The sequence below is a fragment of the Pseudomonas sp. GL-B-26 genome (genome assembly GCF_019947405.1).
GTDB lineage: Bacteria > Pseudomonadota > Gammaproteobacteria > Pseudomonadales > Pseudomonadaceae > Aquipseudomonas.
In genome coordinates this window covers 34598-50174 of sequence record NZ_JAGYGJ010000027.1, presented here as the reverse complement: position 1 = coordinate 50174, position 15577 = coordinate 34598, and the positions used below count along the sequence as shown (strand labels likewise).

13 protein-coding genes are annotated in these 15577 nt (G+C 60.5%); 1 reads left to right on the top strand and 12 read right to left on the bottom strand.

The features are described from left to right. Nucleotides 1–84: 84 nt before the first annotated feature. From KGB23_RS18330 to leuC, 12 genes are all read right to left on the bottom strand, one after another. Nucleotides 85–750: an SPOR domain-containing protein gene (locus KGB23_RS18330; RefSeq protein WP_223432082.1), complete on the bottom strand. Its 666-nt coding sequence runs from the start codon at nt 748–750 to the stop codon at nt 85–87. Continuing rightward, entirely contained in the window at nt 734–2041 is a 1308-nt protein-coding gene (folC, locus tag KGB23_RS18325) for a bifunctional tetrahydrofolate synthase/dihydrofolate synthase (protein ID WP_223432081.1), read from the bottom strand. The genes KGB23_RS18330 and folC overlap by 17 nt, the downstream gene beginning before the upstream one ends. Then, nucleotides 2038–2958, bottom strand: coding sequence for an acetyl-CoA carboxylase, carboxyltransferase subunit beta (gene accD, locus KGB23_RS18320; protein WP_027921583.1), 921 nt, complete (start codon nt 2956–2958; stop codon nt 2038–2040). The genes folC and accD overlap by 4 nt, the downstream gene beginning before the upstream one ends. Nucleotides 2959–3140: 182 nt before the next feature. After that, the gene (locus KGB23_RS18315) at nt 3141–3761 is read right to left on the bottom strand and encodes a phosphoribosylanthranilate isomerase (protein WP_223432080.1); all 621 of its coding nucleotides are present in this window, start codon (nt 3759–3761) and stop codon (nt 3141–3143) included. 63 nt (nt 3762–3824) lie between these two features. Next, nucleotides 3825–4649 carry a tRNA pseudouridine(38-40) synthase TruA gene (truA, locus tag KGB23_RS18310; RefSeq protein WP_046047735.1) on the bottom strand — a complete coding sequence of 275 codons (825 nt, stop codon included), beginning with the start codon at nt 4647–4649 and terminating at the stop codon, nt 3825–3827. 198 nt (nt 4650–4847) lie between these two features. Then, entirely contained in the window at nt 4848–7676 is a 2829-nt protein-coding gene (locus tag KGB23_RS18305; protein WP_223432079.1) for a FimV/HubP family polar landmark protein, read from the bottom strand. Between the two features lie 207 nt (nt 7677–7883). Further along, the gene (locus tag KGB23_RS18300) at nt 7884–8894 is read right to left on the bottom strand and encodes an aspartate-semialdehyde dehydrogenase (protein WP_223432078.1); all 1011 of its coding nucleotides are present in this window, start codon (nt 8892–8894) and stop codon (nt 7884–7886) included. A 257-nt stretch (nt 8895–9151) separates the two neighbouring features. Continuing rightward, nucleotides 9152–10264, bottom strand: coding sequence for an aspartate-semialdehyde dehydrogenase (gene asd / locus KGB23_RS18295; RefSeq protein ID WP_033061853.1), 1113 nt, complete (start codon nt 10262–10264; stop codon nt 9152–9154). A gap of 69 nt (nt 10265–10333) precedes the next feature. After that, nucleotides 10334–11416 (bottom strand): 3-isopropylmalate dehydrogenase, encoded by a 1083-nt coding sequence (leuB, locus tag KGB23_RS18290; protein WP_223432077.1) that lies wholly within the window; start codon nt 11414–11416, stop codon nt 10334–10336. 72 nt (nt 11417–11488) lie between these two features. Further along, entirely contained in the window at nt 11489–12256 is a 768-nt protein-coding gene (locus tag KGB23_RS18285) for a class I SAM-dependent methyltransferase (RefSeq protein ID WP_223432076.1), read from the bottom strand. Between the two features lie 146 nt (nt 12257–12402). Next, nucleotides 12403–13047, bottom strand: a complete 645-nt coding sequence (gene leuD / locus KGB23_RS18280; RefSeq protein WP_046047740.1) for a 3-isopropylmalate dehydratase small subunit — start codon at nt 13045–13047, stop codon at nt 12403–12405. A 10-nt stretch (nt 13048–13057) separates the two neighbouring features. After that, a complete protein-coding gene (leuC, locus tag KGB23_RS18275) occupies nt 13058–14476 on the bottom strand; it encodes a 3-isopropylmalate dehydratase large subunit (RefSeq protein WP_008151269.1) in 1419 nt (472 codons plus the stop codon). Nucleotides 14477–14622: 146 nt separating this feature from the next. On the opposite strand from leuC, the gene KGB23_RS18270 reads away from it, so the two are divergent. Further along, a complete protein-coding gene (locus tag KGB23_RS18270; RefSeq protein ID WP_223432075.1) occupies nt 14623–15513 on the top strand; it encodes a LysR family transcriptional regulator in 891 nt (296 codons plus the stop codon). The last annotated feature ends 64 nt before the right edge of the window (nt 15514–15577 follow it).

The following is a 15577-nucleotide window of genomic DNA, read 5'->3' as shown; positions in this document are numbered from 1 at the left end:
ACGGATAAGGCGGCGCATTTTAGCAGAGCGCATGGCTATCGGTAAGCTGCGATTGTCAGTGCATTTCAAATCGGGGCGATAGTTTTAACCACGCTCAGGCTGGAAACGCACCACAAAACCCTTGAGGTTCTGCTGGCGGCTCAACAAGTCACGCAGACGATCGGCTTCTGCCCGCTCGATCAGCGGTCCGACAAACACCCGATTCTTGCCGTCGGCAGTACGAATGTAGGCGTTGTAGCCTTGGCTACGCAGGGATTTCTGCAGGCTTTCTGCACTTGCACGGCTCGACAGACTGGCCAGTTGCACCGACCAACTGACCGACAGGCCATTGGCATCGACGCGGCTTTGAGTCGTGTCCGGCTTGCCCGGTGCGGCAGAGATTGGCTGAGATGGCGCAGCTGCAGGCTTGGCAGCCAACGCAGGTGCCGGAGCTGGCGCGGCCGGTTTGGCAGCGGGTGCAGGGGCCACTGGCACAGCCGGTGCAATCGGCGCCGAAGGTGCTTCTTGCTGAGCGATTTCGTCATCACTCGGCACGGGCTCCTGAGGCAGCGCTTGCGGCTCAGGCACCACCACCGGCTCGACCTGAACTTGCGGCACCGCAGGCGCTTGTGGCGCAGCCGGGGCTTCAACCGTCACTTGACGCTGTTCGTCCTGACGGGAAAACAGCATCGGCAGGAAAATCACCGCCAGCGCCACCAGAACCAGGGCGCCAACCATGCGCTGTTTGTATGCCTTATCCAGCAATGCCATTTGCCGCTTCCTCCGTGGAGCGCCGGGCCAGCCATTCGAGGGCCTCGGCGACACAATAAAATGATCCGAACAACAGAATCTCGTCGTCGCTCGTCGCCAGCGCACACTGCCCATCCAGGGCGGCGGCAACGCTGTCATAGGATGTTACCGAGGCGCCAAGGCTCTGCAATGCTGCGTGCAAATCGGCAACCGGGCGCGCTCGCGGTGAATCCAGCGGCGCAACAGCCCATTGCTGGACACTAGCATTCAATTCACCGACAACACCATTCAGATCCTTGTCCGCCAACAGTCCGAACACCGCCAGACGCTTGCCGATCGGTGGACGGCTGGCCAGGCGGCGAGCCAGATACTCGGCCGCATGGGGGTTATGCCCCACGTCCAGCAACAGGTTCAGGCGCTTGCCCTGCCAGTCAAACTGACGGCGATCGAGGCGACCGACCACCCGAGTGGCTTTCAGCGCAGCAATAATTTGTGCATCCACCCAAGGCAACCCGAGCAACAGGTAAGCCTGCAACGCCAGTGCGGCGTTTTCCATCGGCAGATCGAGCAACGGCAAATCGTGCAGCTCGACCATACGCCCTTGAGCGTCAAGACCGCGCCATTGCCAGTTGTGATCGGTGATGCCAAGGTCGAAATCGCGCCCACGCAGGAAAAACGGGCAATTGAGCTCGCGCGCTTTATCCAGCAGAGGTTGTGGAGGACTCAGGTCACCACAGAGCGCAGGCGCGCCCTGGCGGAAGATACCGGCCTTTTCGAACGCTACGGATTCACGGGTATCACCCAGATAATCCGCGTGATCGACACCGATGCTGGTGACCAGCGCCATATCGGCATCGACCACGTTGACCGTGTCCAGACGCCCACCCAAGCCGACTTCCAGCACCACTGCATCGAGACTGGCGTGTTGAAACAGCCAGAACGCCGCGAGAGTGCCCATTTCGAAATACGTAAGGGAAGTATCGCCACGGCCCGCCTCGACCGCTGCAAAGGCTTCACACAGCTCGGCGTCAGTGGCTTCGACGCCATTGACCTGCACCCGCTCGTTGTAACGCAGCAAGTGCGGAGAATTGTAGACACCGACGTTCAGGCCCTGCGCCCGCAGCAACGAAGCCACGAATGCGCAGGTAGAACCTTTGCCGTTGGTGCCGGTGACCGTGATCACCCGAGGCGCCGGCTTGCCCAGCCCCATGCGGGACGCTACCTGTTGCGAGCGCTCCAGGCCCATGTCGATGGCCGAAGGGTGCAACTGCTCAAGGTAGGCGAGCCACTCGCCAAGGGTACGTTCGATCATATGTTGGCGGGTACCGGTGGAACCACGATTGGCTCGATTGGCGCGGCGACGAATTTCGGCGTCGGCAGGCCCATCATTTGTGCCAGCAGATTGCCCAGACGCGGACGCAGTTCCTGACGGTGGATGATCATGTCGATCGCACCGTGCTCCAGCAGGAACTCGCTGCGCTGGAAACCTTCCGGCAGTTTTTCACGCACGGTTTGTTCAATGACGCGCGGGCCAGCGAAGCCGATCAGGGCTTTCGGCTCACCGACGATCACGTCGCCGAGCATCGCCAGACTGGCGGAAACACCACCGTAGACCGGGTCGGTCAGTACGGAGATGAACGGAATGCCTTCTTCACGCAGACGCGCCAGCACCGCAGAGGTCTTGGCCATTTGCATCAGGGAGATCAGGGCTTCCTGCATCCGCGCACCGCCGGAAGCGGCGAAGCAGATCATCGGGCATTTGTTTTCCAGGGCGTAGTTGGCGGCGCGAACAAAACGCTCACCAACGATGGCGCCCATCGAACCACCCATGAAGGAGAACTCGAACGCCGACACCACCACCGGCATGCCCAGCAGGGTGCCACTCATGGAAATCAGTGCGTCTTTCTCGCCGGTCTGCTTCTGGGCAGCGGTCAGGCGATCCTTGTACTTCTTGCCGTCGCGGAATTTCAGACGGTCAACCGGCTCCAGGTCCGCGCCCAGTTCGGCACGGCCTTCGGCGTCGAGGAAGATGTCGATACGGGCGCGGGCGCCGATACGCATGTGATGGTTGCACTTGGGGCAAACGTCCAGGGTCTTTTCCAGCTCCGGACGATACAGCACAGCCTCGCAAGACGGGCATTTGTGCCAAAGACCTTCAGGCACCGAGCTCTTCTTGACCTCGGAACGCATGATCGAAGGGATCAGTTTGTCTACTAACCAGTTGCTCATGCTTTCTTTCTCCAGTACCGGCGGCCCGAACGCTCTGGTTCGCAGCCCCGCGTATGCCCTTGAGCTAAATTCATGTGTGTGGCGATGATCGATGGGTTGCCGGATCAGCTAAACGTGACCTGCGTACACCCCAAAAACCCTCAGCCATGCCTGTGGACGGCGGCAGTGTGCCAGCCGTCACATCAAGCTCTTACTACCGCTTTAATGAATGCCTGAATCTTTGCGTGATCCTTGATGCCCTTGCTCGCCTCCACCCCGCCGCTGACGTCCACGGCATAAGGCCGAACCCTTGCAATCGCCTCGGCGACGTTGTCCGGCGTCAAGCCACCCGCCAGGATGATCGGCTTGCTCAAGCCTTGCGGTATCAGAGACCAGTCAAATGCTTCGCCGGTTCCGCCGGGTACGCCTTCAACGTAGGCGTCGAGCAGGATACCGCTGGCACTTGGAAACGCATCGCACGCAGCCGCGATATCGTCACCGGCCTTGACCCGCAGCGCCTTGATGTACGGACGATTCCATTCTTCGCAGTCGGCCGCGGTTTCGTCGCCATGGAACTGCAACAGGTCCAGCGGCACGGCGTCGAGGATTTCTCCCAACTCGCAGCGGCTGGCGTTGACGAACAACCCTACGGTGGTCACGAACGGCGGCAATGCCTCGATGATCGAGCGCGCCTGCTGAAACGTCACGGCACGCGGGCTTTTGGCGTAGAACACAAATCCGATCGCATCAGCTCCGGCCTCAACCGCCGCCAACGCATCTTCTATGCGGGTAATCCCACAAATCTTGCTGCGAACGGCGGACATGTCGATAGAACCCCAAGGTAAATCCGAGAAAGTCCCGGATGGTAACAAAAGCGTTCGAGGGCGTCAGCCGTCAAGTTCCGAGAAACCGGTCAGGAAGTGCGGCCCGATGTAACGCTCGGGCAATTCGAACTCGTCGCGGTACTCGACCTGCACCAGGTACAGGCCGTACGGATGCGCCGTCACCCCACCGGAACGGCGAATGCGGCTCTCCAGCACTTCTTTCATCCACTCCACCGGGCGCTCGCCGGCACCGATGGTCATCAGCACGCCAGCAATATTGCGCACCATGTGGTGCAGGAAGGCGCTGGCGCGGATGTCCAGCACGATCATCTTGCCGTGGCGCGTGACGCGCAGGTGATGCAACTCCTTGATCGGCGACTTGGCCTGACACTGACCCGCACGGAAAGCGCTGAAATCGTGGGTGCCAACCAGGTACTGCGCCGCCTCGGCCATGCGCTCGACGTCCAGCGGACGGTGATTCCAGGTGATTTCTTCGTTCAGGTGCGCCGGGCGGATCTGGTCGTTGTAGATCACGTAGCGATAGCGCCGGGCAATCGCCTTGAACCGCGCATGAAAATGCGCCGGCATGACCTTGGCCCAGCTGACACTGACGTCGTGGGGCAAATTGATATTGGCGCCCATGACCCAGGCTTTCATCGAACGCTCGACCTGGGTATCGAAATGCACCACCTGACCGCACGCATGCACACCGGCATCCGTACGCCCGGCGCAGAGCAGCGATACCGGTGAGTCGGCGACTTTGGACAAAGCCTTTTCGAGCGTTTCCTGCACGGTGAGTACGCCGGAAGCCTGGCGCTGCCAGCCGCGATAGCGCGAGCCTTTGTATTCAACGCCCAACGCGATCCGGAAAAAGCCGTCGGCCACCATTTCGGCGGCCGGATTATCTATATTTGCCAAGGAGTGACAGCCTGCTGATGTACGCAAAGGCGGGCATTATAAGGCCGCCGGACCGGGACGCCAGAGGCGCGTGTTGTTTGTGGCCTGCCGGGGCTGGGTTGATCGTGGACTGAAACAAAAACGGCAGCCTCAATGGGCTGCCGTTTTTGTTTACGCCTTACCGATCAATCAAGCCAGACGCGAAAGCATTTCCTTGGCTTCGCTCTTCTGACCTGCATCACCCTCGGTCACCACCTCGTTGAGGATGTCCCGGGCGCCGTCGGCGTCGCCCATGTCGATGTAGGCCTGGGCCAGATCGAGTTTGGTAGCGACTTCGTCGGTGCCGGAAAGGAAATCGAATTCCGGCTCGTCAGCTGCGGAGACCATGGCGTCTTCCGCCGTGAAGCTCGGCTCGCCAAGACTCTGGGACAGACGATCCAGTTCGGCGTTGACGTCATCCAGTTCGGCCGCAAACGCGTCCGGAGCCTCTGGCGTTTCTGGCGCGTCCATTTCGTCAGCCAGCGACAGGTCGAAATCGGCAGGCAGCTCCAGATCGTCCAGCGCAACCTCGGGAACAGCCTGCGCTTCAGCGACAGGTAAATCCAAATCCTTGACGCCTTCATCCAAACTCAACAGGAAGTCGTCTTCGGCCAGGGTCGCCGGCGAGGCATCCCCACCGAGATCCATATCCAGGTCGAAGTCCGACAGGTCACCGAGGTTTTCCTTGATGTCGGCCTGCTGCTGCAACACCGACTCGAAGCTCAGGTCGTCGTCCCGCGGGAACTCGTCCAGCTCAGCCACAGACAGTGGCTCAGCTTCTGCTTCTGGTTCTGGTGCAACCACTGCCGGAGAGGCAGCTTCCAAATCATCCAGGCTCAAATCGAAAGCACTGTCGAGGTCATCGGACTCTGCCTCTGGTTCTGGTTCTGGTTCTGGTGCAACCACTGCCGGAGAGGCAGCTTCCAGATCATCCAGGCTCAAATCGAAGGCACTGTCGAAGTCATCGGGCTCTGCAACTGCTTCTACCTCTGGTGCAACCACTGCCGGAGTGGCGGATTCCAGATCATCCAGGCTCAAATCGAAGGCACTTTCGAAGTCATCGGGCACTGCCGGTGCCGGCGCTTCAGGCTCGTCCAGCAGCAGGTCCTTGACGTATTGCGCGTCCAGTTCGGCAGCGATCGCAGCGGCTGCGATACCACCGGCTGCGGCAATGACCATGGCCGGGAAGCGGCTCTTGAGTTTTTCGACCTGAGCAAAGTTGTCACCGTTGGCCACCAGTTGGCGTTCCTGGGCAACGAATGCATCGCGGTCGCCTTGCTGACCGTAGACTTCCATCAGCTTGAGGCGCAGGTCACTGCGTTGCGGCTCTTGCTTGATCCCGTCTTCCAGCAAGGCAGCCGCCTGATTCAGACGACCGGCGGTGATGTGCGACTGAGCCTTGCTCAGTACGTCGTCGTCGCGTTCGCCAGCAGGCGATACCAGTGGCGCGGCGATCGGCGGCGTTACCACAACCGGAGCAATGACTGGCGCTGGGGCTGGGGCTGGTGCAGGCGTTGGAGCTTGCGCGGTAGCGAGCTTCACGCTCGGCGGCGGCACTTCCAGGTCGTCGAAGATGCCTTTTGGCAGGTCGAGTTCAGCGGAGAACGCCTGCTCCTCGGCCAAGTCACGAGCCATGCGCAAATGCTTCTCGGCTTCTTGCTGGGCTTTGCGGCGACGCGCCAGCAACAGCAGCAGGAACAGCGCCACCACGGCACCGCCACCTGCCAGACCCAGTAGCCACGGATTGGTCAGCAGTTCTTTGAATTGCTGATCGTCGGATGCTGCTGGCGTCAGTTCGACTGGCTTCTCGGCCGGAGCCGGAGTGGCCTCAGGCGCAGGTGCAGGCGTTGCATCAGGATTGGCTGCGAGTTCGGCTGACATTGCCGGAGCGGTCGCACCTGGTGCCGGCGCACCCGCCGCACCTTCAGCCTGCAACTTGGCCAGTTGATTGTTCTTCAGTTCGATCAGGCGTTGCAGCTTGTCCAGCTGACTTTGCAGATCGGTCATGCGGCTTTTCAATTCGGCATTGTCACGACGGGTCGTGTCGAGGCTTTCCTGGGTCACGGCCAGCTTGTTGCTCAAATTCTTGGCATCACCCGCGGCACCTTTGCCACCGGCCTTGCCGGACTCGGCAGAGACCAGGCTCAGCTTGTCTGTCGCCGTTTGCGACGAAGGGCCTTCGCCGCGAGCGCGTTTGGTGGCATCGAGCTGCTGCTGTCCGGTCCCGGGCTTCGCCACGTAGCGACGACCCTGACGCCACGCGGTGTTCTGCGCGGAGACTTCAGCAATGGCCTTTGGTTGCGGCAGGCTGCTGCTCTGCGCCTGATCCGGCAGACGCAGCACCTGACCGGCTTTCAACCGGTTGATGTTGCCGTCGATAAAGGCATCCGGATTCAACGCCTGGATGGCCAGCATGGTTTGCTGGACCGAGCCGCCAGTGTGAGTTTTCGCAGCGATTTCCCACAGGGTATCGCGCGGCGCGGTGGTGTACTGGGTTGGTTTGGTGCCACCGGTCACCGGTGCGGTGACGGTTTGCGTCGGTGCAGGCTGCGCAGCCGCATCAGCGGTTTGCGGCGAGAATTTGGACGGATCGAGCAGCACGCTGTAATCGCGCAGCAGGCGACCGTTGGGCCACATCACCTGAACCAGGAATTTCACCATGGGTTCGGAGAGCGGTTTGCTGGAGGTCACACGCAGGATGCTTTTGCCGCTGGCGTTGAGCACCGGGGTAAAGGTCAGGTCATTGAGAAACGCCTGGCGGTCGACACCGGCCTTGGCGAAATCTGCGGGCGAAGCCAGGCTCGGAACCACTTCGGCAGCGGTGAGGTCCTTGACGTCGAGCAACTCGATTTCTGCCACCAGGGGCTGGTTCAGCGTCGACTTCAGGGTCAATTCCCCAAGCCCGAGGGCATGCGCCATACCGGAGGACAGCGCCGAGGCGGCCGCTATTGCTAACACCAGTTTGCGAACTTGAACCATAGCCTCATCCTTTGTTTGAACATTCCTCGGCCAGCGAGAAGGTGTTGATAGTCGCTGCCGTAAGGCATTGCGCGCGGCGGCGAAGAGTCGTCGCGCGCGATCATTTCATTCATGCCACGCAAAGCCCCGGAGGGAGCCCGCCTTCAGCAGTCCGGCCAAGCATAGCGCCCGGCTGGATTCATTCGACAAATTGTTGCCAAGTATCTTTTACAGCAGGTCTTTTATCAACAATTCAGCCACCTGCACAGCATTGAGCGCGGCACCTTTGCGTACGTTATCTGACGTCAGCCACAAATTAAGTTCCGACAGGTCGTCGATCCCGCTGCGAACCCGACCAACGTAGACCACGTCCTGCCCTACCGCATCGCCTACCGGCGTCGGGTAATCGCCGGCTTCCACCAACTCGATACCGGGCGCGTCTTCCAGGGCGGCGTTGACTTTTGCCAGGTCGATGTCGCTCGATGACTGCAAGGTCACGTTAAAGCTATCGCCAAAAAACACCGGCGCTTGAATGCAAGTGACGGAAATCTTTAATAAAGGCAGCGCCATGACCTGACGCAGCTCGCGTACCAGGCGTTTTTCCAGCAGCGTGTGACCCTGATCATCTGGCTTGCCCACTTGCGCCAGCAAATTGAAGGCCATCTGCCGATCGAAGAAGGTCGGCTCCAGCGGACGCACATTGAGCAGCTCGGCCGTTTGCCGTGCCAGCTCGGTGACGGCTTCGCGGCCCTGGGCAGACACGGCCAGGCTGGCGGTCAAATTGATGCGTTGCAGGTCGAGCAAACCGAGCAACGGCGCGAGTACTACCGCCAACGTGGTGGCCGAAGGGCTTGGACTGCTGACCTGGAACGGTTTTTTCAAACCGGCCAGCACCTGAGCGTTGGCTTCAGGCACGACGTGTGGCGCCTGATCAGCCGGCAACGCGCCGGACAGGTCGATCAGCGAGCAACCGGCGGCCGTGGCACGCGAAGCGAAACTCAGGGTTACCGCCGGGCCGGCAGCGAAGAACACCAGCCGGACCTTGCTGAAGTCGAACTCATCGACTTCCCGCACCCGCACGTTCTTGCCGCGAAACGGCACCGAATGCCCGGCCGATTCGCTGCTGGCGAGCAGGTGCAGATTGCCCACCGGGAAGTCGCGTTCTTCGAGAATCTGCACGAGCGTTTCGCCGACAGTACCGGTGGCGCCGATCACGGCAATATCAAAGGACTGGCTCATGGTTCTACCTCTGGCGAAACGGGGGGAGCGGCACTTTACCGGGTGGTTGGCATGCAGGCAATTCTGCCGGGACTTTGCGGCGCCTCAACCGCCGCCTTCGCGAGCAAGCCCGCTCCCACATTTGGAATGCATTTCAAATGTGGGAGCGGGCTTGCTCGCGAAGGCGGCCGATCAGGCAACCGATGAATTTCAGACTGTCGGGGATAAAAAAACCCGCACCTCTTTCAAGGCACGGGTTCTTTTATTACTTCAACCGATCAACGCTCAAGCAGGATCCGCAGCATGCGACGCAGCGGTTCGGCCGCGCCCCACAGCAGTTGGTCGCCAACGGTGAACGCGCCGACGTACTGCGTGCCCATGTTCAGCTTGCGCAGACGGCCAACCGGTACGTTCAGGGTGCCGGTGACTTTCGTCGGGCTCAGTTCCTGAATGCTGGCTTCGCGGCTGTTCGGCACCAGTTTGACCCAAGGGTTGTGCTGGCTGATCAGCCCTTCGATATCGGCGATCGGTACATCTTTGTTCAGTTTGATGGTCAGCGCCTGGCTGTGGCAGCGCATGGCGCCGATACGCACGCAGATGCCATCGACCGGAATCGGGCTTTTGAAGCGACCGAGGATCTTGTTGGTCTCGGCCTGGGCTTTCCACTCTTCGCGGCTCTGACCGTTCGGCAGCTCCTTGTCGATCCACGGGATCAGGCTGCCGGCCAGCGGTACGCCGAAGTTTTCGGTCGGGTACGCGTCGCTGCGCATGGCTTCGGCCACACGGCGGTCGATGTCGAGGATCGCGCTGGCCGGGTCGGCCAGTTGATCAGCGACAGCGGCGTGGGTCGCGCCCATTTGCTTGATCAGTTCACGCATGTTCTGCGCGCCGGCACCGGAGGCCGCCTGATAAGTCATGGCGCTCATCCACTCGACCAGACCGGCTTCGAACAGACCGCCCAGGCCCATCAGCATCAGGCTGACGGTGCAGTTGCCGCCGATGTAGTTCTTGGTGCCTGCGTCGAGCTGCTGGTCGATAACCTTGCGGTTCACCGGGTCCAGCACGATCACCGCGTCATCCTGCATGCGCAGGCTGGAAGCGGCGTCGATCCAGTAACCCTGCCAGCCGGCTTCGCGCAGTTTCGGGAAAACTTCGCTGGTGTAGTCGCCACCCTGGCAGGTCAGAATCACGTCGAGGGTTTTCAGCTCATCAATGCTGTAAGCGTCCTTGAGCGGAGCAATGTCCTTGCCCACGGACGGGCCTTGGCCACCGACATTGGAAGTGGTGAAAAACACCGGCTCAATAAGATCGAAATCCTGCTCTTCCAGCATCCGCTGCATGAGCACGGAACCGACCATACCGCGCCAACCGATCAGACCTACACGTTTCATCGCAACTACACCTTCTTTAAAAAGTGGGCCGCTGCTTTCAAGAGTGAAAGTTGCAGCGGGCCCGAGAGATTACAGATTCCGCAGCGCGGCGACTACTGCGTCACCCATTTCCTGCGTACCGACTTTAGTACAACCGGCCGACCAGATGTCGCCAGTGCGCAAGCCCTGGTCCAATACCAGACTGACGGCCTTCTCGATCGCATCGGCCGCATCCTGCAGATTGAAGCTGTAACGCAGCATCATCGACACCGACAGAATGGTCGCCAACGGGTTGGCAATGCCCTTGCCAGCGATGTCCGGCGCCGAACCGTGGCACGGCTCGTACATGCCTTTGTTGTTGGTATCCAGCGACGCCGACGGCAGCATGCCGATGGAACCGGTGAGCATCGACGCCTGGTCGGAAAGAATGTCGCCGAACAGGTTGTCGGTGACGATCACGTCGAATTGCTTCGGTGCACGCACCAGCTGCATGGCGGCGTTGTCGACGTACATGTGGCTCAGTTCGACTTCAGGGTAATCCTTGGCCACTTGTTCGACGATTTCACGCCACAGCTGGCTGGAGGCCAGCACGTTGGCCTTGTCCACCGAGCACAGCTTCTTGCCGCGCACCATGGCCATGTCGAAACCGACACGGGCGATACGGCGGATTTCGCTTTCGCTGTACGGCAGGGTGTCGTAAGCCTGACGCTCGCCGTTTTCCAGGGTGCGGGTACCGCGTGGCGCGCCGAAGTAGATACCACCGGTCAGTTCACGGACGATCAGGATATCCAGGCCAGCAACGATTTCAGGCTTCAGGCTCGAAGCCTCGGCCAGTTGCGGGTACAGGATCGCCGGACGCAGGTTGCCGAACAGGCCCAGTTGCGCACGGATTTTCAGCAGGCCGCGCTCAGGGCGGATATCACGCTCGATGGTGTCCCATTTCGGGCCGCCCACGGCGCCGAGCAGTACAGCGTCTGCCGCGCGTGCACGTTCCAGGGTTTCGTCAGCCAGCGGCACGCCGTGCTTGTCGATGGCAGCGCCACCGATCACGTCATGGCTCAGCTCGAAGCCCAGGCTGTACTTGGTGTTGGCCAGCTCCAGCACCTTGACCGCTTCGGCCATGATTTCCGGGCCAATACCGTCGCCTGGGAGAATCAGAATCTGCTTGCTCATGCTTTCCTCATGTCATCAGTCGGTGCGCCCGTGGGTCACGGGTTAGCCGGGAAAAATTCTATCGTTCAGAGCTTATCGCTCAGCCATCAGCACCAGCACATCGGTACTGAACGAACCATCGGCCTCAATCTCAAAATATTCGCGTACTTCATTGCCCATCGATTGCTGCAACTCGAGGATTGCCGCGCGCATCACCTCGGGCGTGCGCATGCGCTCGACCCAGGAGGTATATTCAAGGCGCAGCCGTTGACGGGTGGTGCTGCGGGTATGCAACCCCGCTTCGCTGACCTGACGCAACCACTCGCCGGCGGAATAATCGCGCACATGGCTGGTGTCGCGCAGCACTTCGACGCTTTGCAGGTAAGTGTCGAACAATGGACTGCCCGGTGACAACACGTCGATGAACGCCGCCACGCCGCCCGGCTTCAGCACCCGACGAACCTCTCGCAGGGCCAGGCCGAGATCGCTCCAATGGTGCGCCGAATAACGGCTGAAGACGAAATCGAATTCGCCATCGGCGAAGGGCAGGCGCTCGGCGGCGCCCAGCACGGTGGACACGTTGGTCAGACCGCGATCGACGGCGGCACCGGCCACCACGTCGAGCATCTGCTGCGACAAATCGTAGGCCACCACTTCTTTCACCAGCGCGGCCACGTGAAAACTCACGTGACCAGCGCCGCAGCCCAGATCCAGCACACGAGCATCGCCCTGCCCTGCCAGTTCAGCCTGTAGCAGCGCAAATTCGGTGCCCTGAGCGTGTACCGCGCTGCTCAGATAGGCCGAGGCTTGTTCACCGAATTGCTTTTGTACGACTTGGCTGTGCTGGGCGTTGCTGGTCATATGGACTTCCTTTTTGGGGTGAGTCTTGTGTTGCCTGGGGTGCCGCCATCGCGAGCAAGCTCGCTCCCACAGGGATTTTGTGTACGCCGCAAATCCAATGTGGGAGCGAGCTTGCTCGCGATGGCGTCATGTCGCCTTACGCAAAATCAAACGTCGCGAAACAACCAAGGCTGGCTCGCACGGTGTTTGGCTTCAAACGCCGCAATCGCTTCGTGGTCCTGCAAGGTCAGGCCGATGTCGTCCAGGCCGTTGACCAGGCAATGCTTGCGGAACTCGTCAAGCTCAAAGCTGTAGACCTTGCCGTCAGGCCGGGTCACGGTCTGGGCTTGCAGATCAACCGTCAACTCGTAGCCAGGATTCGCCTCGACCTGCTGGAACAACTCATCCACTTCAGCGTCGCTCAAGATGATCGGCAGCAAGCCGTTCTTGAAGCTGTTGTTATAGAAGATGTCGGCGTAGCTCGGCGCAATGATGCTGCGAAAACCGTACTCTTCCAGCGCCCACGGCGCGTGTTCACGGCTGGAGCCGCAACCGAAGTTCTCGCGGGCCAGCAGTACGCTGGCGCCTTGATAACGCTCGGCGTTGAGCACGAAATCCTTGTTCAGCGGACGCTTGGAGTTGTCCTGGTAGGCATAGCCCACGTCCAGGTAGCGCCATTCGTCGAACAGGTTCGGACCAAAACCGGTGCGCTTGATCGACTTCAAGAACTGCTTCGGAATGATCTGGTCGGTGTCGACGTTGGCACGGTCCAATGGCGCGACCAAACCGGTGTGTTGGGTAAAAGCTCTCATGTGCGTTTCCTCAGATCAGTTCGCGAACGTCGATGAAACGACCGTGGACGGCAGCCGCCGCGGCCATGGCCGGGCTGACCAGGTGCGTACGGCCACCGGCGCCCTGACGCCCTTCGAAGTTGCGGTTGGAGGTCGACGCGCAATGTTCGCCCGACTCCAAACGGTCCGGGTTCATCGCCAGGCACATCGAGCAACCCGGTTCACGCCACTCGAAACCGGCTTCGAGGAAAATCTTGTCCAGGCCTTCGGCCTCGGCTTGCGCCTTCACCAGGCCCGAGCCCGGCACCACGATGGCTTGCTTGATGGTCGAAGCGACTTTACGGCCCTTGGCGATCACCGCCGCAGCACGCAAGTCTTCGATCCGCGAGTTGGTGCAGGAACCAATGAAGACGCGGTCCAGTTGAATGTCGGTGATCGCCTGGTTGGCGCTCAAACCCATGTATTTCAAGGCGCGCTCGATGGAACCGCGTTTGACCAGGTCCATTTCCTTCGCCGGGTCCGGCACGTTCTGATCAACCGCCAGGACCATCTCGGGCGAAGTGCCCCAGCTGACTTGCGGCTTGATCTGAGTGGCGTCGAGCTCGACCACGGTGTCGAACACCGCATCGGCGTCGGACACCAGGTCTTTCCAGGCTTCGACCGCCATGTCCCATTCCGCGCCTTTCGGGGCAAATGGACGGCCCTTGACGTAAGCCACGGTTTTTTCGTCGGCAGCCACCAGGCCCACACGCGCGCCGGCTTCAATGGACATGTTGCAGATGGTCATGCGGCCTTCGACGGACAAATCGCGAATGGCGCTGCCGGCGAACTCGATGGCGTGGCCGTTACCGCCGGCGGTGCCGATCTTGCCGATGACGGCGAGCACGATGTCCTTGGCGGTCACGCCGAACGGTAACTTGCCCTCGACCGACACCAGCATGTTTTTCATTTTCTTCGCCACCAGGCATTGCGTGGCGAACACGTGTTCGACCTCGGAAGTCCCGATGCCGTGGGCCAATGCGCCAAACGCGCCGTGGGTCGAGGTGTGCGAGTCGCCGCAGACCACGGTCATGCCCGGCAAGGTGGCGCCCTGCTCCGGACCAATCACGTGGACGATGCCCTGACGCACGTCATTCATTTTGAATTCGGTGATGCCATATTCGTCGCAATAGTCATCGAGGGTTTGAACCTGCAGGCGCGAGACCTGATCGGTAATCGCTTCGATGCCGCCCTTGCGATCAGGAGTGGTCGGTACGTTGTGGTCCGGGGTGGCGATGATCGAGTCGACGCGCCAAGGCTTGCGCCCGGCCAGTCGCAGGCCTTCGAAAGCTTGGGGCGATGTCACTTCATGGATGATGTGGCGGTCGATATAGATCAGCGACGACCCATCGTCGCGCCGTTTCACTTCATGGGAATCCCAAAGCTTGTCGTAAAGCGTTTTGCCGGCCATCAGACGGTCCTCATCAGCGTGTTTCTATGCCCTGGATCTTGAGAGATTCAATAACCCCTTGGCTTGTGAGGTCGATCCTAGGGGGTTACATTAAATAACTCAAATTCATATTTTTCATGCTTTGGATAACCAACTGGAATACCGCAATGGACCTCGCCAACCTCAATGCTTTTATCGCGATTGCCGAGAGCGGCAGCTTCTCTGGCGCTGGCGAACGGCTGCACCTGACGCAACCGGCCATCAGCAAGCGTATCGCCGGACTGGAGCAGCAATTGAAGGTGCGCCTGTTCGATCGCCTGGGCCGTGAAGTCAGCCTGACCGAGGCCGGACGCGCCTTGCTGCCACGGGCCTATCAGATTCTGAATGTGCTGGACGACACCCGCCGCGCCCTGACCAACCTGACCGGCGAAGTGAGCGGCCGCCTGACCCTGGCCACCAGTCACCACATCGGCCTGCACCGCTTACCCCCCTTATTAAGGGAGTTCACCCGACGTTACCCGCAAGTGGCGCTGGATATTCAGTTCTTAGATTCGGAAGTGGCCTACGAAGAAATCCTCCATGGCCGCGCCGAACTGGCGGTCATTACCCTGGCGCCGGAGCCCCACGCACTGGTCAAGGCCACGCCGGTGTGGGACGACCCGCTGGACTTCGTGGTCGCCCCGGAGCACTCGCTGATCAGCCACGGCCCGGTCAGCCTGGCGGACATCGCCCTGCACCCGGCGGTATTCCCCGGCGGCAACACCTTTACTCACCACATCGTCCGGCGTCTGTTCGAAGCTCAAGGCCTGACGCCGAACATCGCCATGAGTACCAATTACCTGGAAACCATCAAGATGATGGTCTCGATCGGCCTGGCCTGGAGCGTGTTGCCGCGCACCATGCTTGATGATCAGGTTGCGAGAATTCCTTTACCGGGCATACAACTGACTCGCCAGCTAGGCTATATCCTGCACACAGAGCGGACGCTGTCGAATGCGGCACGGGCCTTCATGGCCTTGCTGGATGCGCAAATCGATCTGCCAGGGACTCTCGGCTAAGCTGTGCTACTCCTATAGAGCCTCGAGTCACTGAAACTGATACCCCACTCAGCCAAGGCTTGCC

Coding starts and splice junctions, on each gene's coding strand:
- KGB23_RS18330 (WP_223432082.1), bottom strand. CDS start 750: ATGGCATTGCTGGATAAGGCATACAAACAGCGCATGGTTGGCGCCCTG.
- folC (WP_223432081.1), bottom strand. CDS start 2,041: ATGATCGAACGTACCCTTGGCGAGTGGCTCGCCTACCTTGAGCAGTTG.
- accD (WP_027921583.1), bottom strand. CDS start 2,958: ATGAGCAACTGGTTAGTAGACAAACTGATCCCTTCGATCATGCGTTCC.
- KGB23_RS18315 (WP_223432080.1), bottom strand. CDS start 3,761: ATGTCCGCCGTTCGCAGCAAGATTTGTGGGATTACCCGCATAGAAGAT.
- truA (WP_046047735.1), bottom strand. CDS start 4,649: ATGGTGGCCGACGGCTTTTTCCGGATCGCGTTGGGCGTTGAATACAAA.
- KGB23_RS18305 (WP_223432079.1), bottom strand. CDS start 7,676: ATGGTTCAAGTTCGCAAACTGGTGTTAGCAATAGCGGCCGCCTCGGCG.
- KGB23_RS18300 (WP_223432078.1), bottom strand. CDS start 8,894: ATGAGCCAGTCCTTTGATATTGCCGTGATCGGCGCCACCGGTACTGTC.
- asd (WP_033061853.1), bottom strand. CDS start 10,264: ATGAAACGTGTAGGTCTGATCGGTTGGCGCGGTATGGTCGGTTCCGTG.
- leuB (WP_223432077.1), bottom strand. CDS start 11,416: ATGAGCAAGCAGATTCTGATTCTCCCAGGCGACGGTATTGGCCCGGAA.
- KGB23_RS18285 (WP_223432076.1), bottom strand. CDS start 12,256: ATGACCAGCAACGCCCAGCACAGCCAAGTCGTACAAAAGCAATTCGGT.
- leuD (WP_046047740.1), bottom strand. CDS start 13,047: ATGAGAGCTTTTACCCAACACACCGGTTTGGTCGCGCCATTGGACCGT.
- leuC (WP_008151269.1), bottom strand. CDS start 14,476: ATGGCCGGCAAAACGCTTTACGACAAGCTTTGGGATTCCCATGAAGTG.
- KGB23_RS18270 (WP_223432075.1), top strand. CDS start 14,623: ATGGACCTCGCCAACCTCAATGCTTTTATCGCGATTGCCGAGAGCGGC.